Annotated in this window: 18 protein-coding genes; 9 read left to right on the top strand and 9 right to left on the bottom strand. The window is 71.0% G+C overall.

Features of this window, described 5'->3' with window-relative positions:
• Positions 1-67: 67 nt before the first annotated feature.
• Both HNR30_RS19380 and HNR30_RS19375 read left to right on the top strand, forming a co-directional pair.
• The gene (locus HNR30_RS19380) at positions 68-1,144 is read left to right on the top strand and encodes an epoxide hydrolase family protein (RefSeq protein ID WP_181611319.1); all 1,077 of its coding nucleotides are present in this window, start codon (positions 68-70) and stop codon (positions 1,142-1,144) included.
• Between the two features lie 25 nt (positions 1,145-1,169).
• Positions 1,170-2,252, top strand: a complete 1,083-nt coding sequence (locus HNR30_RS19375; RefSeq protein ID WP_181611318.1) for an epoxide hydrolase family protein — start codon at positions 1,170-1,172, stop codon at positions 2,250-2,252.
• Here HNR30_RS19375 and HNR30_RS19370 read toward each other — a convergent pair.
• Positions 2,239-4,944 carry a helix-turn-helix transcriptional regulator gene (locus HNR30_RS19370; RefSeq protein ID WP_181611317.1) on the bottom strand — a complete coding sequence of 902 codons (2,706 nt, stop codon included), beginning with the start codon at positions 4,942-4,944 and terminating at the stop codon, positions 2,239-2,241. The two genes, HNR30_RS19375 and HNR30_RS19370, sit on opposite strands and share 14 nt — an antisense overlap.
• A 161-nt stretch (positions 4,945-5,105) precedes the next feature.
• On the opposite strand from HNR30_RS19370, the gene HNR30_RS19365 reads away from it, so the two are divergent.
• Together HNR30_RS19365 and HNR30_RS19360 are read left to right on the top strand one after the other, a co-directional pair.
• The gene (locus HNR30_RS19365) at positions 5,106-5,948 is read left to right on the top strand and encodes an NAD(P)H-binding protein (protein WP_181611316.1); all 843 of its coding nucleotides are present in this window, start codon (positions 5,106-5,108) and stop codon (positions 5,946-5,948) included.
• Positions 5,949-5,983: 35 nt separating this feature from the next.
• Entirely contained in the window at positions 5,984-7,108 is a 1,125-nt protein-coding gene (locus HNR30_RS19360) for an epoxide hydrolase family protein (RefSeq protein WP_181611315.1), read from the top strand.
• Between the two features lie 57 nt (positions 7,109-7,165).
• Here HNR30_RS19360 and HNR30_RS19355 read toward each other — a convergent pair whose 3' ends face one another.
• Both HNR30_RS19355 and HNR30_RS19350 read right to left on the bottom strand, forming a co-directional pair.
• Positions 7,166-7,477 (bottom strand): DMT family transporter, encoded by a 312-nt coding sequence (locus HNR30_RS19355; protein WP_181611314.1) that lies wholly within the window; start codon positions 7,475-7,477, stop codon positions 7,166-7,168.
• A complete protein-coding gene (locus HNR30_RS19350) occupies positions 7,477-8,211 on the bottom strand; it encodes an SDR family NAD(P)-dependent oxidoreductase (RefSeq protein ID WP_181611313.1) in 735 nt (244 codons plus the stop codon). Before HNR30_RS19350 ends, HNR30_RS19355 begins: the two co-directional genes overlap by 1 nt.
• Before the next feature lie 90 nt (positions 8,212-8,301).
• On the opposite strand from HNR30_RS19350, the gene HNR30_RS19345 reads away from it, so the two are divergent.
• The gene (locus HNR30_RS19345; protein ID WP_181611312.1) at positions 8,302-8,895 is read left to right on the top strand and encodes a TetR/AcrR family transcriptional regulator; all 594 of its coding nucleotides are present in this window, start codon (positions 8,302-8,304) and stop codon (positions 8,893-8,895) included.
• Between the two features lie 85 nt (positions 8,896-8,980).
• On the opposite strand, the gene HNR30_RS19340 is transcribed toward HNR30_RS19345, so the two are convergent.
• Positions 8,981-9,559 (bottom strand): TetR/AcrR family transcriptional regulator, encoded by a 579-nt coding sequence (locus HNR30_RS19340; RefSeq protein WP_181611311.1) that lies wholly within the window; start codon positions 9,557-9,559, stop codon positions 8,981-8,983.
• 71 nt (positions 9,560-9,630) lie between these two features.
• Between HNR30_RS19340 and HNR30_RS19335 the strand changes: the two genes are divergently transcribed.
• The gene (locus HNR30_RS19335; protein ID WP_181611310.1) at positions 9,631-10,401 is read left to right on the top strand and encodes an SDR family NAD(P)-dependent oxidoreductase; all 771 of its coding nucleotides are present in this window, start codon (positions 9,631-9,633) and stop codon (positions 10,399-10,401) included.
• 6 nt (positions 10,402-10,407) lie between these two features.
• On the opposite strand, the gene HNR30_RS19330 is transcribed toward HNR30_RS19335, so the two are convergent.
• Entirely contained in the window at positions 10,408-13,689 is a 3,282-nt protein-coding gene (locus HNR30_RS19330) for an AfsR/SARP family transcriptional regulator (protein ID WP_181611309.1), read from the bottom strand.
• A gap of 476 nt (positions 13,690-14,165) precedes the next feature.
• Between HNR30_RS19330 and HNR30_RS19325 the strand changes: the two genes are divergently transcribed.
• Both HNR30_RS19325 and HNR30_RS50195 read left to right on the top strand, forming a co-directional pair.
• Positions 14,166-15,575 (top strand): MFS transporter, encoded by a 1,410-nt coding sequence (locus HNR30_RS19325; protein ID WP_181611308.1) that lies wholly within the window; start codon positions 14,166-14,168, stop codon positions 15,573-15,575.
• 65 nt (positions 15,576-15,640) lie between these two features.
• Positions 15,641-16,768: a DUF418 domain-containing protein gene (locus tag HNR30_RS50195; RefSeq protein ID WP_220133777.1), complete on the top strand. Its 1,128-nt coding sequence runs from the start codon at positions 15,641-15,643 to the stop codon at positions 16,766-16,768.
• Here the strand turns inward: HNR30_RS50195 and HNR30_RS19315 are convergent.
• The 4 genes from HNR30_RS19315 to HNR30_RS19300 all read right to left on the bottom strand — a co-directional run bounded on the left by HNR30_RS19315 (position 16,704) and on the right by HNR30_RS19300 (position 22,148).
• Positions 16,704-17,144, bottom strand: coding sequence for a GNAT family N-acetyltransferase (locus HNR30_RS19315; RefSeq protein WP_181611307.1), 441 nt, complete (start codon positions 17,142-17,144; stop codon positions 16,704-16,706). The genes HNR30_RS50195 and HNR30_RS19315 overlap by 65 nt on opposite strands.
• A complete protein-coding gene (locus tag HNR30_RS19310) occupies positions 17,141-19,723 on the bottom strand; it encodes a phosphoenolpyruvate carboxylase (RefSeq protein WP_181611306.1) in 2,583 nt (860 codons plus the stop codon). The genes HNR30_RS19315 and HNR30_RS19310 overlap by 4 nt, the downstream gene beginning before the upstream one ends.
• A 98-nt stretch (positions 19,724-19,821) precedes the next feature.
• The gene (locus HNR30_RS19305; RefSeq protein ID WP_181611305.1) at positions 19,822-21,381 is read right to left on the bottom strand and encodes a hypothetical protein; all 1,560 of its coding nucleotides are present in this window, start codon (positions 21,379-21,381) and stop codon (positions 19,822-19,824) included.
• A complete protein-coding gene (locus HNR30_RS19300) occupies positions 21,378-22,148 on the bottom strand; it encodes an ABC transporter ATP-binding protein (protein WP_181611304.1) in 771 nt (256 codons plus the stop codon). Before HNR30_RS19300 ends, HNR30_RS19305 begins: the two co-directional genes overlap by 4 nt.
• An 85-nt stretch (positions 22,149-22,233) precedes the next feature.
• Here HNR30_RS19300 and HNR30_RS19295 point away from each other — a divergent pair, with 85 nt between their 5' ends.
• Positions 22,234-23,796: an acyl-CoA carboxylase subunit beta gene (locus HNR30_RS19295; protein WP_181611303.1), complete on the top strand. Its 1,563-nt coding sequence runs from the start codon at positions 22,234-22,236 to the stop codon at positions 23,794-23,796.
• The last annotated feature ends 4 nt before the right edge of the window (positions 23,797-23,800 follow it).

The raw sequence follows: 23,800 nt of genomic DNA, 5'->3' as shown, positions 1-23,800 counted from the left end.
CTCCAGATAGTGGAATAGATGATTCCGTTCTGGTACTATGGAAGCAACGCAGACGAAGGAGCAGGGCATGATTCATCCCTTCCGCATCGAGGTCCCGCAGGCCGAGCTCGACGAGGTCCAGGCGAGACTGGCGGCGACACGCTTCACCGACGAACTCCCGGAATCCGGCGAGGACTACGGCGTCAGCGTGGGCCGCGTCCAGCGCATGGTCGAGCACTGGCGCACCGAGTTCGACTGGCGGGCCCTGGAGGCGAGGCTCAACGCCCACCCCCAGTTCACCACCGAGATCGACGGCCAGAACATCCACTTCATCCACGTGAGGTCGGCCAATCCCGAGGCCCTGCCGCTGATCCTCACCCACGGCTGGCCCGGCACGGTGATGGAGTACGTCGACGTCATCGAGCCGCTCTCGCAGGACTTCCACCTGGTCATCCCGTCGGTGCCGGGCTTCGGCTTCTCCGGCCCGACCAGGGACAAGGGCTGGAACCACATCCGCGTCGCCCGGGCCTGGGCGGAGCTGATGAGCCGGCTCGGCTACGAGCGCTACGGCGCGGTCGGCAACGACGGCGGCTCGATCGTCTCCCCGACCGTCGGCCGCGTGGACCCCGAGCACGTCGTCGGCGTCCATGTCACCCAGGTCTTCTCCTTCCCCTCGGGCGACCCCGCCGAGTTCGAGGGCCTGAGCGAGGAGGACCAGACCAGGTTGCAGTTCCTGCAGTGGTTCTGGGAGAACATGGGCGCCTACGACAAGATGCAGTCGCAGGCGCCGCAGACCCTGGCCCACGCCCTGGCCGACTCCCCCGCGGGACTGCTCGGCTGGATGGGTCAGCTGCTCGGCGAGGAGCTGGGCCTCGACTGGGTCGTCTCCAACATCGCCATCCACTGGTTCTTCCGCACCGCCGCCTCCTCGGCGCGCTTCTACTACGAGAACACCCGCGCCGAGCCCTTCACCGAGCCGACCACCGTCCCGATCGGCCTGGCCAACTTCGCCAACGACTTCCAGTCGATCCGCCGCTTCGCCGAACGCGACCACAAGGCCATCGCGCAGTGGAACTTCTACGACGTCGGCGGCCACTACGCCGCCCATGAGGTACCGGAGATCTTCGCCCAGGACGTGAAGACCTTCTTCGCCGGCCTGAAGTAATCACTTCCACCTGAAAGGACCTGCCATGAACCCGTTCCGCATCGAGATCCCGCAGTCCGAGCTCGACTACCTGCAGCGCCGCCTGGCAGATGTGCGCTGGCCCGCCCAGGTCGAAGGCGTGGGCTGGGACCGGGGCGCGCCGCTGGACCACCTGAAGGAGCTCGTCGCCTACTGGGCCGGCGGCTACGACTGGCGGACCTGGGAGAAGCGGCTCAACAGCCACCCGCAGTTCACCACCGAGATCGACGGCCAGAACATCCACTTCATCCACGTGCGTTCCGAGAACCCCGAGGCGCTGCCGCTGCTGCTCGCGCACGGCTGGCCCGGCTCGGTGGTGGAGTTCCTCGACGTGATCGAGCCGCTGTCGGCCGACTTCCACCTGGTCATCCCGTCGCACCCCAACTTCGGCTTCTCCGGTCCCGCGGGGGCGGGCTGGGACAGCTTCCGCATCGCCAAGGCCTACGCCGAGCTGATGAACCGCCTCGGATACGAGCGCTTCGGCGCCCAGGGCGGCGACTACGGCGCCTTCATCGCCCCCGACCTGGCCAGGGTCGCCCCCGACCGGGTCGTGGGTGTGCACGTCAACGCCGCCACCATGGGCTTCATCCCGTTCCAGGGCCCCGGCGACGCCGTCCTCACCGAGAGCGAGCAGGTCAGGCTCGCCCGGATGAACGACTACATGAACAACGGCAACGGCTACTTCCAGATCCAGGCCACCAAGCCGCACACCCTCGGCTTCGCCCTCGCCGACTCGCCCGTGGGCCAGCTGGCCTGGGTCGCCGAGAAGTTCCACGACTGGGCCGAGCCGGTCGGCTCGATCGACAAGGAGCACGTGATCACCCACGCGATGATCTACTGGCTCACCAACACCGGCTCCTCGTCGGCACAGATGTACTACGAGAGCATGCACAGCTCCAACTGGCCCTACAACTCGGGCGTGCCGACCGCCGTGGCCAACTTCGCCCAGGACATCGCCATCAGGCAGTTCTCCGAGGAGGCCAACACGATCGTGCGGTGGAACGAGTTCGACGAAGGCGGCCACTTCGCCGCTCTGGAGGCGCCCGAGCTGTTCGTGCGCGACGTGCGCGAGTTCTTCACCTCTCTCTGAGCTCGTTCCGCGAGGAGATGCCCAGCTTGGGATAGGCCTTGTAGAGGTGGTAGGCCACCGTCTTGGGGCTCAGGAAGAGCTGGGCGGCGATGTCGCGGTTCGACAGCCCGCGGGCTGCCAGCCGGACGATCTGCAGCTCCTGCGGCGTGAGGCCGTCGAGCGGCTCGCCGGGAGCGGGCGGCCCGCTCGGCTGGGCCCCGCCGGCCTCCAGCTCGGCGCGGGCCCGCGCGGCCCACGGCACGGCTCCCAGCCATTCGAAACTCTCCAGGCCCGCCTGCAACTGCAGGCGGGCCTCCGCTTTTCTGCGTGCCCTGCGCAACCACTCGCCGTACAGCAGCCGGGTGCGCGCCTGCTCGAACACGCCGTTGTCCAGGCGCAGCGCGGCCTCGTAGTGCGCCTCGTCGTCCTGGGCCAGGGCCAGGCAGCGGTGCAGCAGCGCGTCGAGCGAGGGCCGGCCCATACGCTCGGCGTACTCGGAGAACCGCGCCAGCGGCGGGCCCACGAGCTCGCGATGACCGCCTCGTACGGCGGCCTCCACCAGGTCCGGCAGGCAGCGCATGCCGGGCAGCAGGTGGCTGCGGGTGCCCCCGGCCATCTCGCGCAGCCGCAGCAGCGCCGCCTCCACCCTGCCCTGGCCCAGGTCCAGCAGCGCCAGCGCCCACTGCGCCCACATGATCCCCACCGAGCCCGCCGCCGAGCTGGCCCCGGTCAGCGCCTCGGCCGCGTGCGCACGGCACCTGTCCGCCTCGCCCCTGATCGCCGCCAGGTAGGCCAGGGCGCCGCCGATGTGGTTGTCCCACTGGCGCTGCCCGGTGTCACGCACCACCCTGCGCGCCTCCGCCAGGTGCTCGCCGGCCTCGCGGGTCCTGCCCGCCAGCAGCTCCGCCTCGGCCAGGATGGTCAGCCCCGGCACCAGCCAGGTGATCGCCCCCTTCCGGCGGCTGCGCTCCACCATCGACGCCGCCAGCTCGCGCGCGGCCTGCTCGTGGCCGATCATCAGCGCGCATCCCGCGACCAGCACCAGGCCGCGCAGCCCCTCCCGCGCGCCCGCCTCGCGGGCCGGCGCCATGATCTCGGCCAGCGGCGGATAGCCGCGCGTCGAACGCCCCAGCAGGGGCGCGGTGTCCCAGCGCATCAGCCACACCAGCGACAGGTACGGCTCGCCCGCCGCCTGCCCGAGCTCGGCGAGACGGTCGAGGCCGCCGCTCATCAGGCCCGTGTCGAGCGGCAGGAACCAGGCGCAGTACAGCGCCTCCATGGCCATCCAGAAGGCCCGCTCCCGATCGGACCCGCCGATCGAGGCGGCGCCGTCGAGCAGGATGTCGTAGGCGGTGCGCAGTTCTCCGGCCGCCAGGGCGCCCGCCGCCCTGATCTGGTCCAGGCGGGCCAGCAGCAGCGGGTCGCGGGTGCCTTCGCGGGTCAGCGCCGCCAGCCGTACCGCCCGCTCCAGCTGCCCGGCGGCCAGGGCCGCCTCCGCGGCCAGGGTCAGCCGCCTGCTCCTGGCGCCGGCCTCCGCCGACAGTTGCGCCGAACGTTCGTAGGCCGCCGCCGCGGCGACGTGACCGATGCGCGCCGCCGCCCTGGCCGCCGTGCGCTCCAGCTCGGCCGCCACCTGCTCGTCAGGGCCCGCCACCGCCGTCGCGCGATGCCAGGCCCGCCGGTCGGCGTCGCCGTCGCCGTCGAGCGCCGTCGCCAGCGCGGCATGGGCGGCCAGGCGGGCGTGGAGCGGGGCGCCGTGGTAGGTCGCGGATCTGATCAGCGGGTGGCGGAAGGCCACCCCGCCGCCGTCGGCCATCACCAGGCGCGCGTCGAGGGCCGGTTGCAGGTCCGCCACCGTGACACCCAGCTCCGGGCCCGCCTTCATGATCACCTCAAGGCGCCCGGTCGTGTCGGCGGCGACCAGGAGCAGCGTCTGCTGCGTCGCCCCCGGCAGGACCCTGACCTGCTGGTGGAAGGCCTCCTGCACGCGTCCCGTCAGCGGGACCGGCCCGACCTGGAACGGCGTCTCGACGGCCGGACGCGCCGACAGCTCGATCAGGGCCAGCGGGTTGCCGGCCGACTCCGCGATGAGCTGCTCGCCGGCCGGCGCTCCCCTGTCGGCCAGGAGCTGTACGGCCGAGGGCCGATCGAGACCTTCGAGCCGCAGGCACGGCAGGCCGTCGGCGGCGAAGGTGTCGCGGGCGGCGATGAGCATCACCACGCCCTCGCCCTCCAGGCGGCGGGCGGCGAAGCCGAGAGCCTGGGCGGAGGCCTGGTCGAGCCAGTGCGCGTCGTCCACGAGGCACAACAGCGGGCGCTCCTCGGCGACCTCCGACAACAACGTCAGTACGGCGAGGCCGACGAGCAACGGATCACCCGCCACCTCGTCGGGGGCGGCGCCCCGGTGCCCGGCCCCCAGCCCGAAAGCACCCCTGAGCGCCGCCCCCTGGCGCGGCGGCAGCCGGCCGGCATACCCCATCACCGGCCTGAGCAGCAGATGCAGTCCCGCGAACGGCAGCTCGGCCTCCGACTCGACCGCCGTGCACCGCAGAATCCGCACCCCCTCCGCGACGGCATCCGCATAGTCGAGCAACGCCGTCTTCCCGATGCCCGGATCCCCCCGGACCACCAGGCACCCGCTGCTCGACTCGGCCACCGCCCCCGCCAGCAGGCCGTCGATGCGTGCCTGCTCAGCGGAACGCCCGCGCAACATGCCCGCGACGCTAGTCACCCCCGCTGGACGAATGCTGATGCGCTACTGATTCGCCGCTGGATCCCGCGAAATAGCGTGAGACACACCTCCGGCCAATGAGGAACGAACTTTTCCGCATTACTTCCTAATGTGGTGCTCTACCTCGAACAAGGGACTCACTCATGATCCTCGTGACCGCCTCCACCGCCCCCGTCGGCCGCTCCATCGTCGAGCAGCTCGTCGAGGCCGGCACCCCTGTCCGCGCCCTCACCCGCGACCCCGCCAACTCCGGCCTGCCCGCCGCCGCCGACGTGGCCGCCGGTGACCTCGGCGACGCCGAGTCCCTCGCCGCCGCCTTCCAGGGCGTCACCGCCGTCTTCCTGCTGGCCGTCGTGCCCGGCTTCGCCCCCGCCTTCCTCAAGGCGGCGCGCGAGGCAGGAGTACGCAGGATCGTGTTCCAGTCCAGCGGCGCCATCGTCGACGGCGCCGACCCGCAGCCCGACGACGTCGCCGCCTTCCACCACGACCTCGAACAGCAGATCCGCGCCTCAGGCCTCGGCTGGACCTTCCTGCGCCTCGACATCGGCTCCGCCGACCCGCTCCAGTGGGCCTACGACGTCCCCGGCCAGCTCAAGGCGGGCGACGTCGTCCGCGGGCCGTACGCGGAAGCCTCCACCTCGCCCATCCACCCGGCCGACTTCGCCGCGATCGCCATCGCCGCCCTCACCTCCGACGCGCACGAAGGCCGGACCTACGACGTCACCGGACCCGTCTCGCTCACGCACGCCGAGCAGATCGGCCTGCTGGGCAAGGCCCTGGGCCGGCCCCTGCGATACGAGGAACTCCCGGCCGAGCAGGCCCGCGCCGCCATGAGCCCCTACGCCCCCGCCGACGTGCTCTTCGCCGCCTGGGAGCGCCACCTCGACGGGCCCGCGCGCGTGACGGACACCATCGAACGCGTCACCGGCCGGCCTGCCCGCACCCCCGAGCAGTGGGCCGCCGACTACGCCCGCACCGTGTCATAGCCCGCCCCCATTCCCATCGCCCAAAGGAGCCACCCATGAACCCCTTCGCCATCGACGTGCCACAGGCCGACCTCGACGACCTGAAGGAGCGGCTCAGCCGTACCCGCTGGCCCTCCGAGATCCCCGGCCAGGGCTGGCAACGCGGGGTGCCGCTCGACTTCCTGCGCGACCTCGTCGCCTACTGGGGCGACGGCTACTCGTGGCGCGCCCAGGAAGCCCTGCTCAACTCCTACCCGCAGCTCATGACCACCGTCGACGGGCAGCCGGTCCACCTGTTCCACATCCGCTCGGCCTCGCCCGACGCGCTGCCGCTCATCCTCACCCACGGCTGGCCCAGCTCCAACGTCGAGTTCATCAAGCTCGTCGACCTCCTGACCAAGGACTTCCACCTGGTCATGCCCTCCCTCCCCGGGTACGGCTGGTCCACCCCGGTGAAGGAGGAGGGGTGGGGGAACATCTTCCGCGTCGCGGGCGCCTGGGCCACCATCATGGGCCGGCTCGGCTACACCAGGTACGGCGTGCACGGCACCGACGTCGGATCGGGAGTCGCGGGGCTGATCCCCATGGTCGCCCCGGAAGCGGTCGTCGGCGTGCACATCTCCGGGCCCACACCCATGCCGTTCGGCCCGCCGATCGACCCCGCCGGGCTGTCACCGCAGGACCAGGAGCGGGCGGCACGCTTCAACACCTTCCGCTCGGAGGGGGCGGGGTACCTGCACATCATGTCGACGCGGCCGCAGACACTGGGGTACTCGCTGCAGGACTCGCCCGTGGGGCAGCTGGCGTGGATGGTGGAGAAGTACCGGGAGTGGTCCCACGACCTGTCGGCCATCGACCGGGACCAGTTGCTGACCAACGTGACGCTGACCTGGTTCAACGGGGTGGGGGCCAGCTCGGCGCACATGGTGTACGAGGGCATGCAGGCGTGGAAGGCCATGGCGTCGTCCCACGAGGCATCGGACTCCGCACCGGACTTCGCGCCGCCGCAGGGACCGCCCATGGGAGTCGCCGTGTTCGCCGCCGACAACAGCATCCGCTCGGCCGTCGGGGCCGCGGGGGCGGCCTCGCACTGGTCGGAGTTCGACCGTGGAGGGCACTTCCCGGCCATGGAGGCGCCCGACCTGCTCGCCGACGACCTGCGAGCCTTCTTCCTGCCCTGACCCTTCTCGTCATGGGCAGCCCTTCCGCCGGGGGCCTTCCGGCCCCCGGCCTGCGCCTCAGGTGACCTTCAAGCCGATGACGCCGGCGACGATCAGCGCCAGACATGCCAGCCGTACCGGGGATGACCCCTCCCCCAGCAGCACGATTCCCGCGACGGCCACCCCCACGCTGCCCAGCCCGACCCACACCGCATAGGCCGTGCCCACCGGCAGGTCCTTCAGCGCCAGCGACAACATGACGAAGCTCGCGGCCGCCGAGGAGATCGCGATCGTGGCCGGCCACGGGCGGGTGAACGCCTGCGAACGCTCCAGGGCGATCGCCCACACGACCTCCAGGGCGGCGGCGCCCAGCAGCCACAGCCAGGCCATCAGGCCGTCGTCCCCGCGTCCACCGCGATCGCCGTGCCGGTGATGTTGCGCCCGGCCGGTCCGGCCAGGTGCAGGACGGTGGCGGCGATGTCCTCCGGGGTGCAGTAGCGGCCCAGGGCGGTGTAGGAGCGCTCGCCGTCGGCGTCGGGGCCGTCGGCGGGGTTCATCTCGGTGTCGGTCGAGCCAGGATGGATGAGGTTGGCCGTGATGTCGCGGGGGCCCAGGTCGCGGGCAAGGCCCTTGGTCAGGCCGATCAGGGCGGACTTGCTCATCGAATACAGGGCCCAGCCCGGGGTCGTCACGCGTTCGGCCAGGCTGCTGCCGATGGTGATGATCCGCCCGCCGGCGCCCATGTGCGCGGCGGCCGCCTGTGCGGTGACGAACGCCGCTCTCGCGTGTACGGCCAGCGTGCGGTCCACCTCGTCCAGGGAGACCTCGGCAAGGGGGCCGTAGGGAGCGATTCCGGCATTGTTCACCAGGATGTCGAGACGGCCGAGCACGGCGACGGTGCGGGCGACGGCTCTTCGCAGCGCCTCCGCGTCGGCGGCGTCGGCGGCCATGACCAGTCCGCGGCTGCCGGTCGCCTCGATCTGCGCGAGCACGGCTTCGGCCCGGACGTCGGAGGTGGCGTAGGTGATGGCCACCTCGGCGCCCGCCCCCGCCAGGCCGCGGGCGATGGCCGCCCCGATGCCCCTGCTGCCGCCCGTGACGAGCGCGACCTTGCCGTTCAGCATGATGCCCCCAAGGAGAGATAAGCGGAATTGATTCCACTTGTGAGAGTAAACGGAATCTATTCCCCTTAGCAAGGTCGCTACAGTGGCTTCGTGGCACAGGAACGGGCCGACGCCGCCAGGAACAGGTCGAAGATCCTCGCCGCAGCGGCCGAGATCGTCGCCGCCCAGGGTGTGCGCGGACTGGCGATGGCCGACGTCGCGGCCGCCTCCGGCGTCGGGGTCGGCACGCTGTACCGGCGGTTCGGCGACAGATCCGGGCTGGCCTACGCGCTCATCGACGAGAAGGAGCGCGAGTTCCAGCAGGCCTTCCTCGCCGGCCCCCCGCCACTCGGTCCCGGCGCGCCGCCCGCCGAGCGGGTGCGCGCGTTCCTGCACGCGCTGACCGATCGCACCTTCGCCCAGCTCGACCTGCTGCTCATGGCCGAGACCGCCGGGGAGTTCGCGCGCTTCGGCGGCGCCTATCAGGCCTACCATCAGCATCTGGCCATGCTGATCGGCCGGCTGGGTCACGCGGCCGATGCGGCCTTCCTGGCCGATGCGCTGCTCGCGCCGCTCGCGGCCAACCTGGTGATCCATCGGGAGCGGGAGGCGTCCGAGGTCAAGGCGGGGCTCGATGCGCTTCTGGCCGGGCTCGACCGCGAAGATCAGGCCGGGAGTCCGGGCTCACCTCACACCCAGCCGTAGAACCTCCAGAGGGCCAAGCGGTGATGGCCGAAGACGAACCTCGGTGCCCCACGTTTCGAAGCCCTCGTAGCGCGGTGGGCGGCCTTCACCCCACCCCGTGCAGGAGGGTGTCGACGACCCTGGCGGCGACGGTGTCCGGGTGTTCGGCCGGGGCTTGGCCGGTGATGCCGCCGTGGGCGGCCTCGCCGAGGAGGGCGAGGTAGATCCGCCTCACCCACACCAGGTCGACGTCCTGCCTGATCAGGCCATCTTCCCTGGCTCGGGCGAAGAGGGCGTCGCAGACCGCGATGACCTCGGCGAAGGTCTGCTGGGCCGCGGCGCCGGGAGGGGTGGTCTGGGCGAGCGCGAAGCGCCAGCCGGACTTGATCTGCAGGACGTTGGCCGTCGCCTGGTGGAGGACGACGAGCGGTGGGGCGGTGGCGGGGCGGGAGGCTTCGACGGCCTGGGCGATGTCGTTCCAGGCGGCCGCGGTCATGGTGTCGATGAGTTCTTCGCGGCTGGCGAAGCGGCGGTGGATGGTGGCACGGGCGACGCCGGCGGCCTGGGCGATCTGTTCCATGGTCGCGGCGGGGTTCTGGCTGAGCAGGCGCTCCGCCGCCTCCATGATCGTGCGGATGCTGCGTTCGGCGTCCGCTCGCAGCTTGCGGCCCGTGTTGGTGCTCATGGATAGACCGTATCGCATGATTAATTGAGACGATCTGTTGCAGATAACTGAGAAGCTGCTACGTTATGTCCATGATTACTGCTGCACTTGTAACAGGGGCGTCTTCTGGCATCGGGGCGGAGTTCGCCCGTCAGCTGGCCGCGCGGGGCCACAACCTGGTCCTGGTGGCCCGGTCCGTCGACAGGCTCGAAACCCTCGCCAAGGAGCTCGACGGGGTGCACGTCGAGGTCATCGGTCAGGACCTGGCGGAGCCCGACGCCGCGGCCAGGGTCGAGCGGGAGCTCGAAGCCCGTGGCATCCAGGTCGATCTGCTGGTGAACAACGCGGGGTTCGGGACGACGGGGCGATTCGAGGAGATCCCGGCCGAGCGCGAACGCGACGAGCTGATGGTGAACGTCGTGGCGCTCGTCGGGCTGACGCACGCGGTGGTGCCGGGGATGGTCGAGCGGGGCTCGGGCGGTGTTATCAACGTGGGGTCCACGGCCGGGTTCAACATCGCGCCGTACTTCGCGACCTACGGGTCGTCCAAAACGTTCGTGCTCAACTTCAGCCTCGCGCTGTGGAGTGAGCTGCGCGGGCGGGGCGTCAAGGTACTCGCGGTCACGCCTGGACCGGTGGAGACCGCGTTCTTCGACGTGATCGGCACGCGGAAGGCCGCGATCGGGGGCCGGATGGCCACGCCGCGTGCGGTGGTGGAGGCGGCGCTCAGAGGGCTGGAGCGGGACCGCGGCTACGTGGTGCCGGGGGCGGCGAACTTCCCGATGGCGCATCTCATGCCCCGGCGGCCTCGCAAGCTGCTGGCTCGGATCGGCCGGCTGGTCACGCGGTCGGTGCTGACCTGACGCAGGTCAGCTCTTGAGGCGGCCTGTCAGGCCGAGGTCGGCGAGGGTCCGCTCCGCTGCTCGACCGTGTTCCTCGGCCCGGGGGTCGCCGGCTGCGCGCAGGGCCTGGCCGAGGAGGGCGTGCGTGTGGGCCTCGCCGAGGCGGTGGCCGGTGGAGCGATGGACGGCGAGAGCGTGGAAGGCCTGTTCCACCGCCGCGTGGTGATCGGCCCGCTCGTGGGCGAGCGTGGCGAGCAGGGTGAGGGCGCGGCCTTCGAGCAGGCGGAAGCGGCATCGGCGGGCGATGGTGAGGGCTCGGCGGGCCAGCTGCTCGGCTTGCGAACCCGTCCCCGCAGCGGCGTGCGCCGCCTCCAAGGCGGCGTCGCACTCCAGGTACGGGTCGCCGAGTTCCGCCGCCATGCCGAGCGCGGTCCGGGAGGTGGACAGGGCGGCCTCCAGGTCGCCCGTGGCGCGTGAATGCGCCGCGAGCACGGTCACCGAGTGCACCAGCTGATGCCGGTCGCCGATCTCACGAGCCAGGTCACGAGCCGCCGACGCGTTATGGTGGCACTCCTCCCAGCGCCCCAGGTCGAGGCAGGTGCGCGCCAGCCACGACAACGACGCCAGCTCCCCGGGCCGGTCGCCCTGCCGCCGGTGCATCTCCAAGCAGTCGTCGAAGTAGCTGATGGCCTCCGCGTAGCTCCCCTGGAGTTGGGCCAGCTCGCCGAGTGTCCCCAGCGACATGGCCACCCAGCGGGGCTCGTCGCTGTTGCGGGACAGGCGCAGGGCGGTGAGGGCCGCGGTCCTGCCCTCCGCGAGGCTGCCGCAGTCGAGGTGGAGATTGGCGAGGTTGAGCAGGATGGCCGCCTGGCTGGCCGTACTGCCTGCCGTACGGGCCAGGACGCGGGCCTCGTCGAGCGTCGATTCCGCCTCTGCCGTACGGCCGACCCTGGTCAGGAGGTACCCGAGGTTGCACATGAGGTCGGCGCGGGCTTTGGCGGGGGCGTCCGCGGGTGTGAGCGCCATCAGTTCTTTGACGCAGGTGATGGCCTGGGCGTATCTGGCGAGGACGAAGCCGAGGTGGGCGGCGCCGTGGAGGGCTATCGGGTGGAGGGTCTCGTCGCCGCCTCTCGCGGCGGTCTCCCGCGCGAGCCGCGCGACGGTTTCCCAGTCGGCCGTGTGGCGCCGCAGGTCGAAGTAGCCGCGCAGCCGGTCGGCCAGGTGGACGCAGATGGCGTCCAGTCCGTGGCGGGAGGCGCATTTGACGACCTCGACGATGTTGTGGCGTTCGGCGTCGAGCCAGGCGAGGGCGGAGTCGTAGTCGGTCAGGGCGGGCGGGGCGTGACCGACGAAGTCCTCGGGCGGGCTCTGCCGTTGTCCGGCGTGGAGCAGGCGCTGGGCGGTGGTGACCGTCGTGAGGTACCAGTCGCACAGCCGTCGCCTGGCGGCGGCCAGCGTTTCCTCGTCGTCGGTGGTCGTGGCAAGCCGGCTCGCGTACTCCCGCAGCAGGTCGTGCAGGGTGTAGCGCCCGGGCTGCGACTCCTCGACGAGGTGCGCCGCCGCCAGGCGGCGGAGCGCGCGGTCGGCCGCGGCGGGTTCCGCACCGGTCTGGGCTCCCACGGCCTCCGCGGTGAAGTCGGGGCAGCCGACCAGGCCCAGGCCACGGAAGACGCTGCGGAGCGACGGGTCCAGCGCCTGGTAGGAGAGGTCGAACGCGGCGCGGACGGCGATCTCGCCGTCTTCCTGGCCGTCGACCGTCAGCCCGGCCAGGGCCTCGCCGCCGGCCAGCTGCCCCACGAAGTGGGTGATGTCCTGCTTGGGGTGGTCGCTGAGGAGCGCGGCCGCGATGCACAACGACAGCGGGAGGTGGGCGCAGCGTGCCGCGAGCGCGGCGGCCGCCTGCGGCTCGTGGTGGACGCGGCCGGCGCCGAGTGTGCGCGCGAGCAGGGCGACGGACTCCTTCTCCGTCATGACGCCGAGTGTGAGACGGCAGGCTCCATCCTGCGCGACGAGACCGGTGAGCCGGTCACGGCTGGTGACCAGGACGAACGAGGCGCCCTCTCCTGGGAGGAGCGGGCGGATCTGGGCCGCCGACCGGACGTTGTCGAGCACGATGAGCATGCGGCGCCCGGCGATCAGGGATCGGTAGCGGGCGGCCGCCTCGGCCAGGTCGACGGGGATCTGCTCGGCGGGCATGCCGAGCGAGCGCAGCAGCGCCGATACGGCGTGGAGCGGCTGCCGGGGAGATTCGGCCGAGTAGCCGTGCATGTTGAGGTAGAGCCGGCCGTCGGGGAAGCGGTGCGCCACCCGGTGGGCCCAGTGGACCGCCAGCGCGGTCTTGCCCACGCCTGCCGTACCGACGACGGCGGCGACGATCACGGTCGGCGGGGTGCGGTCGGTGGTGCGCGGGAGGAGCCGGTCCAGCTCGCGGAGCTGGGCCCGGCGGCCGACGAAGCGGGCGACTCCGGCGGGCAGTTCGTGAGGCACGGCCACGCCCGCGAGTGCGGGCTCGTCGTCAGGCGCCGCCGGTCCGATGGCGGAAGGCCGGACGGAGCCTGCGGACGGGCCGGTGGTGTACGGCTCGCCCGTGAGGATCGCCTGGTGCAACCGGCGCAGCACGGGCCCCGGCTCGATGCCGAGCTCCTCGACGAACAGCGCCCGCGTCCGCCTGTACACCTCCAGAGCCTCGCTGGCCCGCTGCGCCACCCTGAGCCCATGCATGAGCTGCGTGACGAACCGCTCCCGGTAGGGGTGGCTCCTGGTCAGCACGAGCAGTTCGGCGATGGCCGGCTCGTGGAGCCCCAGGGTCAGGTCCGCCTCGATGCGATTCTCCAGCGCCGCGAGCCGCAGTTCCTCCAGCCGTTCCGCCTCCTGGTGGAGGGCGGGCTCGCCGGCCAGGTCACCGAAGGCGGGCCCGCGCCACATGGCCAGCGCCTGCCGTAAGCTGCGCGCGGCCGTGGGGGCGTCGCCGCCGGCGAGGGCGCGCGAGCCGCGTTCCGCCAGGTCCTCGAAGGTGTGGGCGTCGAGGTTGCCGGGCAGCCCGGCCACGGTGTAGCCCGGCCTGCCCTGCCCGGCGATGGTGTCGTGGCCGAGCACCTGGCGCAGGTGGGAGATGTGCTGGTAGAGGTTCTGCACGGCCGACGCGGGCGGGTTGCCGCCCCAGACGGCCTGGACGGCCGTCTCCAGCGGTACGGCGCGCTCCCCCGAGGTGAGCAGCAGCGCGAGGAGCAGCCGGCGTTTCGGCGGCCCCAGCGGCACCTGGCCATCCTTCCCGTAGGCCATCACCGGACCCAGGATGACGAACCTCATCCCCGCCTCCAACGCCGACATCACCGGTCAGGTCGGTTTATATCGCCTTTTATAGCTTCGGCCCATACCAGTCACATAGATCAGCGATAAGTACTCTCTGCGATGCTCCCCGAGGCCGCATAGGCCCAGGCAGACGGGGGCGCGGGGTATTTCCGACTAACTTCCCTCTTATTTCACAAAGGCCACGAAAGAAGCTTTACATGGCTGCAATCACTCCTTTCAGGATCGAAATCCCCCAGGCCCGCACCGTCGGACTCCCCCCGCCGGCCAGGTCGCCTGGAGCGGGCAACTCCTGGGCGACGTCGCGAGCCCGGACGTGATCCTCACGAACGTCGCCCTCTACTGGTTCACCAACACCAGCGCCTCGCCACCCTCCGGTAGCCCGGCCGGAAGAATCTTGGAAGCGGTATGGAATGAAGCATTCCGTTCTGCTATTCTGGAACAGAACAAGCCGTTCCGTTCCATGGAGGCCCGACATGACCGCTCTCGACATCCGGCCCGCAGAGGTCACCGAGACCCCCGAGGTCGAGGCTCCCGCCTACAGGTGGCGCTGGGCAGCCCTGGGCGTGATCCTCGCCGGCTCCGTCATGGAGCTCCTCGACGCGACCGTCACCCACATCGCCGGCCCGACGATGCGCGCCGACCTCGGCGGCGGCAACTCCCTCATCCAGTGGCTCGGCGCGGCCTACATCCTGGCGATGACCGCGGGCCTGCTGATCGGCGGCCGCCTGGGCGACATCGTGGGGCGCAAGCGCATGTTCCTCATCGGCATCGCCGGCTTCACGGTCGGCTCGCTGCTCTGCGCGATCGCGGTCTCCCCCGAGACCATCATCGGCGCCAGGATCATCCAGGGCCTGTTCGGCGCGGCGATGATCCCGCAGGGCATGGGCCTGATGAAGGAGATGTTCCGCGACAAGGAACTGACCGCGGCGTTCGGTCTGTTCGGTCCGGTCCTGGGCCTGTCCGCGGTGGGCGGCCCGATCCTGGCCGGTGCGCTGGTCAGCGGGCCGGGCTGGAGGATGATCTTCCTGATCAACCTGCCCATCGGCATCGCCGCCGCCGTCGCGGCCATGAAGTTCCTGCCCAGCACCCGGCCGGCCGGCGGCGTCAAGCTCGATATCCCCGGCGCGCTCCTGGCCTCGCTCGGCACCGTCCTGATCGTCTTCCCGCTGATCCAGGGCGGCGAGCACGGCTGGCCGCTGTGGAGCTTCGCGATGATGGCCGCTTCGGTCGTGGTCTTCGCCCTCTTCGTGATCTACGAGAAGAAGCGCAAGAGCGACCAGCTGATCGTCCCGAGCCTGTTCCGCAAGCCCGCCTTCCTGTCCGGTCTGGCCGTCGGCGCCATCTACTTCGCGGCCTTCGGCGGCATCTTCGCGGTCCTCGGCTTCTACACCCAGCAGGGTCTGGGCTACACCCCGCTCAAGGCCGCGCTGACCAGCGTCCCCTCCTCGGTCGGCATGATCGTGGGCATGGGCATCGCCCAGGCCACCGTGAAGTACGGTCGCAAGGTCCTGCTGGCCGGCGCGGTGGTCATGGGCCTGGGTTCGCTGGCCGTGGTCGCCATCGCCAACCCCGCCGTCTCGCCGTGGCAGCTGGCTCCGGCCCTGGTCTTCGTGGGCCTGGGCAGCGGCCTGATCATGGGCCCGTTCTACAACATCGTCCTGGCCGCGGTCGACCCCTCCGAGACCGGTTCCGCCTCGGGCACCCTGACCGCGGTCCAGCAGATCGGCAACGCGCTCGGCCTGGCGGTGCTCGGCACCATCTTCTTCACCACCAAGAGCGGCACGATCACCTTCGCGGTGGCGGCGGCGATGATCGCGGTGACCTTCGTGGTCGGCCTCCTGCTCCCCAAGCAGGCCAGGGACGACGTGGAGTTCACCCACTAAAGTCGGTACGGCTCGCGGCCAAGGTTCGATGACTCGGACCTTGGCCGCTTTCCATTATCGGAAGGGTGAACAGAGTCACCGAGATCGACGGCATCCGCGGCTTCGCCCTGGCCGGCATCCTGGTCGCGAACATCGGCTTCTTCGCCAACCCCGGCCTGTCAGAGGTCGGCATGACCGTCTCCCTCCAGCAAGGCCCGGTGGCCTTCCTGGTCAACACCCTGGTCCTGTCGAAGTTCTACGTGATCTTCTCGTTCCTGTTCGGCTACTCCTTCACCCTCCAGATGCGCTCTGCGGGCGACGACACCAAGGCCAGGACCGTACGGCGGTGCCTGGCTCTCCTCGTGCTCGGCGTCGCGCACGGCCTGCTGCTGTGGATCGGCGACATCCTCACGCTCTACGCCGTTCTCGGCCTGCTCCTGCTGCCGATGCGCGACATGGCGCCGCGCACCGCGGTCAAGGCCGGCAGCTGGATCCTCGGCGTCTGGGCCGTCCTGTGGCTCGCCCTGGCCGGCCTGGCGATGCTCGACCCCGGCCAGCAGGCGGCGCCCGTCGCCACGGTGAGCCAGACGACGTTCACCGACGGCCCGCTGGGCATGCTGCGTTTCCAGCTGGAGACCTACCCGTCGCTCGCCGCGCTCGTCTGGGTCTTCCAGGGTCCGCCCGCGTTCGCGATGTTCCTGTTCGGCCTGGCGGCGGGCAAGTCGCGCGTCCTGGAGCGGCCGCTGCCGCTCGGCAGGATCCAGTGGATCGGGTACGGCGCGGGACTGCCGGTCGCCGTCCTGTTCGGCCTGACCTCCGGCACCGAGGGCGCCGCGAGCGTGCTGGCGCTGGCGCTGACCACCCTGACCGCGCCCCTGCTGGCCGCGGCCTACGTGGCGACCCTGCTGCGACTGCCGCGCCTGGTCCGGACGATCGCCCCCGCCGGCCGTATGGCCGCCTCCAACTACATCGGCCAGTCGGTCCTGGCCTGCCTGGTCTTCTCCGGGTACGGCCTGGGCCTCGCGGGCCGGTTGCCGCCGATCGCGGTCATGGGGGTCGCGGCGCTGATCTACGCGACACTGCTGGCGCTGAGCCGCCGGTGGCTGAGAAGCCACCAGCAGGGCCCGGTCGAGATGCTCCTGCGCAGGGTCACCTACGCAGGGTCTTCCTCATCGAGACGACCTCACGCGGCCCGATCGGCTCCACCGAAGTGATCACGTAGCCGAGCCTCTCGTAGAGGGCGATGTTCCTCTTCATCATCACGTTGGTGATCAGCCGCAGGGCGGGCAGCCCGAGATCGAGCGCCCGCTCCTCGGCGAAGGCCAGCAACCGCCTGCCCACGCCCCGCCCGTGCAGCGAGGGCCTGACCGCGACGTTGTCGACGTAGAGCACCCCGGGCTCGGGCACCAGCACGATCAGCGCGTCGACGGGCGAGCCGTGGACGAAGATCCGCCCGGCCGCCTGCAGCGCCGGGTAGTCCTCGTCCATCGGCTTGGGCCGTACCCCGATGAGCTCGGCCCACGGCTGGTAGGCGGCCTGGACGATCTCCTCGATCGCGGGCACGTCGTCCGGGAGGGCCGCTCTGATCATCCGGTGTTCTGCAGCCCGGCCGCCACGCCGTTGACCGACAGCAGCAGCAACGTCGACAACCGCTCCCGCTCGTGCTCGGACAGGTCCTCCGTGGTGCGCAGCGCGGTCAGCGCCCGCAGTTGCAGGTGCGACAGGGCGTCGACGTACGGGTCGCGCAGCTGGACGGCACGCGACAACACCCGGCGGTTCTCCAGCAGCCGCGTGTGCCCGGTGACGCGCAGCACCAGGTCACGGGTGCGGTCGTACTCCGCCAGGACCTGCTCGGCGAAGTCGGGGCGCCCGCCGAGCGCCAGGTAGCGCTTGGCGATCGAGCGGTCGGTCTTGGCCAGCGACATCTCGACGTTGTCGAGCAGCGAGCTGAACAGCGGCCACTCGCGGTAGGCCGCCTGGAGCTCGTCGATCTCGGCCACGGCCTCGAGACCGCTGCCCAGGCCGTACCAGCCGGGCAGGTTGACACGCGTCTGCGCCCAGGAGAACACCCACGGGATGGCCCGCAGGTCGTCGAGCGAGCGCGGCGCGCCCAGCCCGCGGCGGGCGGGGCGCGAGCCCAGTCGCAGCGAGCCGATCTCCTCCAGCGGGCTGACCAGGCCGAACCACTCCGGGAAGCCGGGCGCCTCGGTCAGCGCCCGGTAGGCCTGCTCGGAGGCGGCGGCCACGCGGTGGGCCACGGCGCGGAAGCGGTCGGCCGCCGCCGCCGCGCTCTGGCCGACGCTCGGCGAGGAGGCCAGCAGGACCGCGTTGCCGACCTGCTCCATGTGCCGCCGCGCGATGGCCTGGTGGCCGTAGCGGGCGAAGATGACCTCGCCCTGCTCGGTGACCTTGAAGCGACCGGCGACGGAGCCGGGCGGCTGGGCGAGAACCGCCCGGTTGGCCGGGCCGCCGCCGCGGCCGAGTGCGCCGCCGCGGCCGTGGAAGAGGCGCAGCTTGACGTCGTTGGCCGCGGCCCAGGCGGTCAGCCGCTCCTGGGCCTCGTAGAGCTTCATGGTCGCGGCGGCGGGACCGAGCTCCTTGGCGGAGTCGGAGTAGCCGAGCATGACCTCCATGCGCCGGTCATTGCTCTCCAGGCGCTTTTGGACCTGCGGGATCTCCAGCATGCCCGTCAGCACCTCGACGGAGTTGTCGAGGTCCTGACCGGACTCGAAGAGCGGCACCACGTCGAGCACGGGCGCGCGCTCTCCGAGCGCGTGGCGGGCCAGCTCGTGGACGGTGGCGATGTCGTGGGCGCTGCGGGTGAAGGAGACCACGTAGCGGGAGCAGGCGGTGACGCCGAACCGCTCCTGGATCCAGGCGATGGTGCGGATCGTCGCCAGGACCTCGTCCGTGCGCTCCGAGACCGGCCCTTCGCCTGAGAGCTCCTCCAGCGCGGCGGCGTGCACCTGTGAGTGCTGGCGCACCTCCAGCTCGGCCAGGTGGAAGCCGAACGTCTCCACCTGCCAGATCAGGTGCTGCACCTCGCCGTAGGCCTGGCGCACGGCGCCCGCCTTGGCCAGGGAGTCCTGCGCCAGGCGCAGGTCGGCCAGCAGGTCCTCGGGCGAGCGGTAGGCCAGGTCGAGGTCACGCCGGTTGGTGGCGCCGATGCGGGCGGCCACGTACAGCAGCCACTGGCGGTGCGGCTCGGCGGGCGAGCGGGTGGCCAGCTCGGAGACCAGGTCGGGGCTGGCGTCGGTGGCGGCCTTGATCGCGCCCAGGAGTTCGGAGGACGGAGGGGTGAACTGCGCGGCGGCCGTCAGCGTGCGGGCGATGCGCGTGGCCGCGGTCTCCAGCGCGGTCAGCACGTGCTCGGCCTGGATCAGCAGGGCCTCGCGGGTCACCTTGGCGGTGACGTTGGGGTTGCCGTCGCGGTCGCCGCCGATCCAGCTGCCGTAGCGGATGAAGGAGCGGGCCAGCGGCGGCCGGGTGCCGGAGCCTTCGCCGAGCGCGCTGTCGAGCGAGCGGTAGACCTGCGGGACCACGCGGAAGAGCGTCTCGTCGAAGGCGGCCATGGCGGTGCGCACCTCGTCGAGCGGGTCGAGCTTGGTGTTGCGCAGCTGGGCCGTACGCCAGAGCAGGTCGATCTCCTCCAGCAGGCGGCGCTTGCTCTCGTCCTGCTCAGTGGAGCCCCTGCCGGGCGTGTTGTACTCGGCCAGCTGGTGGCTGATGCGCTGGATCGCCGTGACGACGGCGCGGCGTCTGGCCTCGGTCGGGTGGGCGGTCAGCACCGGGTGGAGTTCGAGCCCGCCGACCAGTTCGGCGACGCGCTCAGCGCCCAGGTCCTGGACCGCGGAGGCCATCGACTCGCGCTGCACGCCGCCGTCGGCGTCACGCTCGCGCAGGGTCAGGATGCGGTAGTGCTCCTCCGCCAGGTTGGCCAGGTGGAAGTAGCAGGTGAAGGCCCGCGCGATCTGCACCGCGCGGTCGATGTCCCACTCGCCGACCATGGCCGCCACCTCATCGAAGGCGACCTCACGACGACGGGCGCCGATGACGGCTTTACGCAGCCGTTCGACGTCCTCCAGCAGATCGGGACCGCCCTGTTCGGCGATCACCTGACCCAGCAGGGCTCCGAGCAGCCGCACGTCTCGGCGGAGCTCATCGGGCATTTCAACGACGGCACTGTGGCGCGCAACCATAGGTCCGAGAGTAGCGAGGCCTTCTCGAACGCTGGATACCGGTCTCAGGTATTGGACTAGACCACTGCTCACGCGGCCTTCGTGACCGCGTCCAGGATCTCCGGCATGCGCATCCGGGCGATCTTCGCCGCCAGGTGCTCACCGAGCAGGGCGATCGCCACGCCGTACGGCAGGGCGACCACGCCCATCCAGCCGATTCCGAGCACCACGGGCACGATGATCGGCAGCCCGACCACCCCGGTCGCCATCATCGCCCCCATCGAGCCCAGGAAGGCCTGCCCGCCCTGGCCGGGCGCGGCACCGGTGAAGGCGTTGAGCCGGTCGGGGATGGTGTACGGCACGAGCACGCTGGTCAGAGCGCCGGATCCGAACGCCACGCCGAGCAGTCCCCAGCCCAGGAGCATGGCGGGAAGAATTCCTGACGTCGCGCCGGTGAACATTCCGGCGGCCACGGCGAGCACGGCGATGAGCGGCACCGCGATCGTGGTGGCGGCCAGGTGCCGCCCGCGCAGGTCGGTGCGCAGGTCGCGGTCGGTCGCGTACACCACCGCGTTCATCCACAGGGCACGCCCGTCGGCGCCGAACATGTTGCCGAACTGCTGCTGCGCTCCGATCATGACCGCACCGAGGCAGGTGAGCCAGATCACCAGGCCGGGACCGGCCGTCGAGTCGCCGCCACTCTGGGAGAAGGCCAGCACCCCGACGACGACGAGCGAGACCAGCCAGCCCACCCGGAAGCGCGGGTCGCGGCGGATGTAGCGCAGCTCCTTGTAGACGACCGCCGAGAGCGGGCCGTCGGGCATCAGGCGGTCGAGCAGCCCGGTGGAGCCGCGCACCGAGGCGGCCTGGCTGCTGGAGTCGGGCGTGACCAGGGCACGGGCCAGCGCCTTGATCCACAACCAGCCGATGAGCACGATCGCGGCGGCGACCGGCACCAGCCACAGCGGGTTGCCGGTCGAGATCGACGTGGCCGCCAGGCCAGGCGGGGTCCAGCGCAGCACGCCGGCCGCGCCGTGCAGCAGCGCCGTGGGGTCGCCGACGCCCCGGTTGACGATCACGTTGGGGAGCTGGAACAGCAGCACGATCCCGATCGCCGCGACGGCCAGGGCGTCGCGGCCCCTGCGTGAGCGCAGCGCGCTCGACAGCGCCGTGGTGATCAGCCGCGACACCACCAGGCAGAGCGCGAACACCAGGAGCACGGCGGCGATGCCGACGAGCGCGCCCGCCAGGCCGCGCGACAGGCCCACGACGCCGCCGAGCAGGGCGATCAGGGTGGCCAGCGGCCATGCCCCGGTCGCCGAGGCGGCGAACAGGCCGATCGCCATCTCCCTGGTGCGCAGGGGGAAGAGCGAGAGCCTGGAGGGGTCGAGGGTGTCGTCGACGCCGAAGGACAGCAGCGGGATGACCGCCCAGCCGACCACGAGCGCGCTGAACACGACGACGCCCAGGTCGGCGGCCAGATCCGGCTCGGCGAAGCGGATCGCCGACATCGACAGGAATCCGATGCCCGCCACGAAGGCCGCGGCGATGAGCGTGAAGACGAAGCCGACCTTGCGCTCGACGGCTCCGCGCAGGTTGCCCGCGATCAGCCTGAGCTTCAGCCCGGCGAACAGCCGGAAGGTGTTCACCGCTGGGCCCCCAGCCAGCTCAGCCCCTCGTCGCCGGAGTCGCGGCTGCCGCCCCCGACGAGGTCGAGGAAGGCCTGGTTGAGGCTGCGCCCGGCTCGGACCTCGTCCAGCGGGCCCTGGGCGACGATGTGCCCGCCGGCCATCACCGACACCCAGTCGCACAGCCGCTCGACCAGGTCCATGACGTGGCTGGAGAAGATGACGGTGGAGCCGGAGGCGGTGAAGCGGCGCAGCACCTCGGTCAGGGTGTTGGCGCTGACCGGGTCGACCCCCTCGAACGGCTCGTCGAGGAAGAGCACCGACGGGTTGTGCAGCAGCGCGGCGGCCAGGCCGATCTTCTTGCGCATGCCCGTGGAGTAGTCGACGACGAGCTTGTCGGCCGCCTCGGTCAGGTCCATGACCCGCAGGAGCTCCTCGGCCCGTCCCGCGACCTCCGCGCGCGGGAGCCCGCGCAGCCGGCCGTTGTAGATGAGCAGTTCGCGCCCCGACAGCCGCTCGAACAGGCGCAGGCCCTCGGGCAAAACCCCGATGCGCGCCTTGACCTCGACGGGATCGCGCCAGACGTTGAAGCCCGCGACCTCGGCGCCGCCGCCGTCGGGCCGGAGCAGGCCGGTGATCATGCTGAGCGTGGTGGTCTTGCCCGCGCCGTTGGGTCCGACCAGGCCCGCGAAGCTGCCCGCCGGGACCGTCAGATCGACCCCGGCCACGGCCACCTGGCGGCCGAAGCGCTTGGCCAGCCCGTGCGTGCGAACCGCGTCCACTGTCATACCCGCCAGCCTAGAGCGAGAAGGTTCCCGACGAGCGGCCCTATGATCTTCAACCGCAGGTAGAACACGTACTAGCCTGGTGCGTATGAGCGCCGAGATCGACATTCACACCACGGCAGGGAAGATAGCCGACCTGGAGCGGCGCCTCGACGAGGCCGCGCACGCAGGGTCCGCGGCCGCGGTGGAGAAACAGCACGCCAAGGGCAAGATGACCGCGCGCGAGCGGGTCCTGGCGCTGCTCGACGAGGGTTCGTTCGTGGAGTTCGACGAGTTCGCCAGGCACCGCTCGACGATGTTCGGGCTCGAGAACCGCCGGCCGTACTCCGACGGCGTGATCACCGGCTACGGCACGGTCGACGGCCGCCAGGTCTGCGTGTTCTCGCAGGACGTCACGGTGTTCGGCGGCTCGCTCGGCGAGGTCTACGGCGAGAAGATCGTGAAGATCCTCGACCTGGCGGTCAAGACCGGCTGCCCGATCATCGGCATCAACGAGGGCGGCGGCGCCCGCATCCAGGAGGGCGTGGTCGCCCTCGGCCTCTATGCCGAGATCTTCAAGCGCAACGTGCACGCCAGCGGAGTCATCCCGCAGATCTCGCTGATCATGGGGGCGGCGGCGGGAGGCCACGTCTACTCCCCCGCGCTCACCGACTTCGTCGTCATGGTCGACCAGACCTCGCAGATGTTCATCACCGGGCCCGACGTCATCAAGACCGTCACCGGCGAGGAGGTCAGCTTCGAGGAGCTCGGCGGCGCCCACACGCACAACACCAAGTCGGGTGTGGCGCACTACCAGGCCTCCGACGAGAAGGACGCGCTGGAGTACGTCAGGGCACTGCTGTCCTACCTGCCCTCGAACAACCTCGACGAGGCGCCCGCCTACGATCCCGTCGAGACGTACGAGCCGGTGCCCGAGCTCGACGCGATCATCCCCGACTCGGCCAACCAGCCCTACGACATGCACCAGGTCATCGACCACGTGGTCGACGAGTTCCTGGAGGTGCACGCGCTCTTCGCGCCCAACATCGTGGTCGGATACGGACGCGTGGACGGGCGGCCCGTCGGGGTGGTGGCCAACCAGCCCATGCATTTCGCGGGATGCCTCGATATCAACGCATCGGAGAAGGCGGCCCGATTTATTCGCACTTGTGATGCGTTCAATATTCCAATCTTGACATTTGTCGATGTACCGGGATTCCTCCCTGGCACCGATCAGGAATGGAACGGAATCATCAGGCGCGGCGCCAAGCTGCTCTACGCCTACGCCGAGGCCACGGTGCCGCTGGTCACGGTCATCACCCGCAAGGCGTACGGCGGAGCCTACGACGTCATGGGCTCCAAGCACCTGGGCGCCGACATCAACCTGGCCTGGCCCACCGCGCAGATCGCGGTCATGGGCGCCCAGGGCGCGGTCAACATCCTCTACCGCCGCGAGCTGGCCGGGGCCGAGAACCCCGACGCCGAGCGCGCCCGGCTGGTGACGGAGTACGAAGACACCCTGGCCAACCCGTACATCGCCGCCGAACGCGGATATGTCGACGCCGTGATCCGGCCATCCGAAACCCGGGCCCAGGTGGTCAAGGCCCTCAGGGCGCTGCGCAACAAACGGGCCTCGCTGCCGCCGAAGAAGCATGGGAACATCCCGCTGTGAACCA

The organism is Nonomuraea soli, assembly GCF_013761175.1.
GTDB lineage: Bacteria > Actinomycetota > Actinomycetes > Streptosporangiales > Streptosporangiaceae > Nonomuraea > Nonomuraea soli.
The sequence above is the reverse complement of the archived record's forward strand: the minus strand, read 5'-3'. Positions and strand labels throughout refer to the sequence as shown.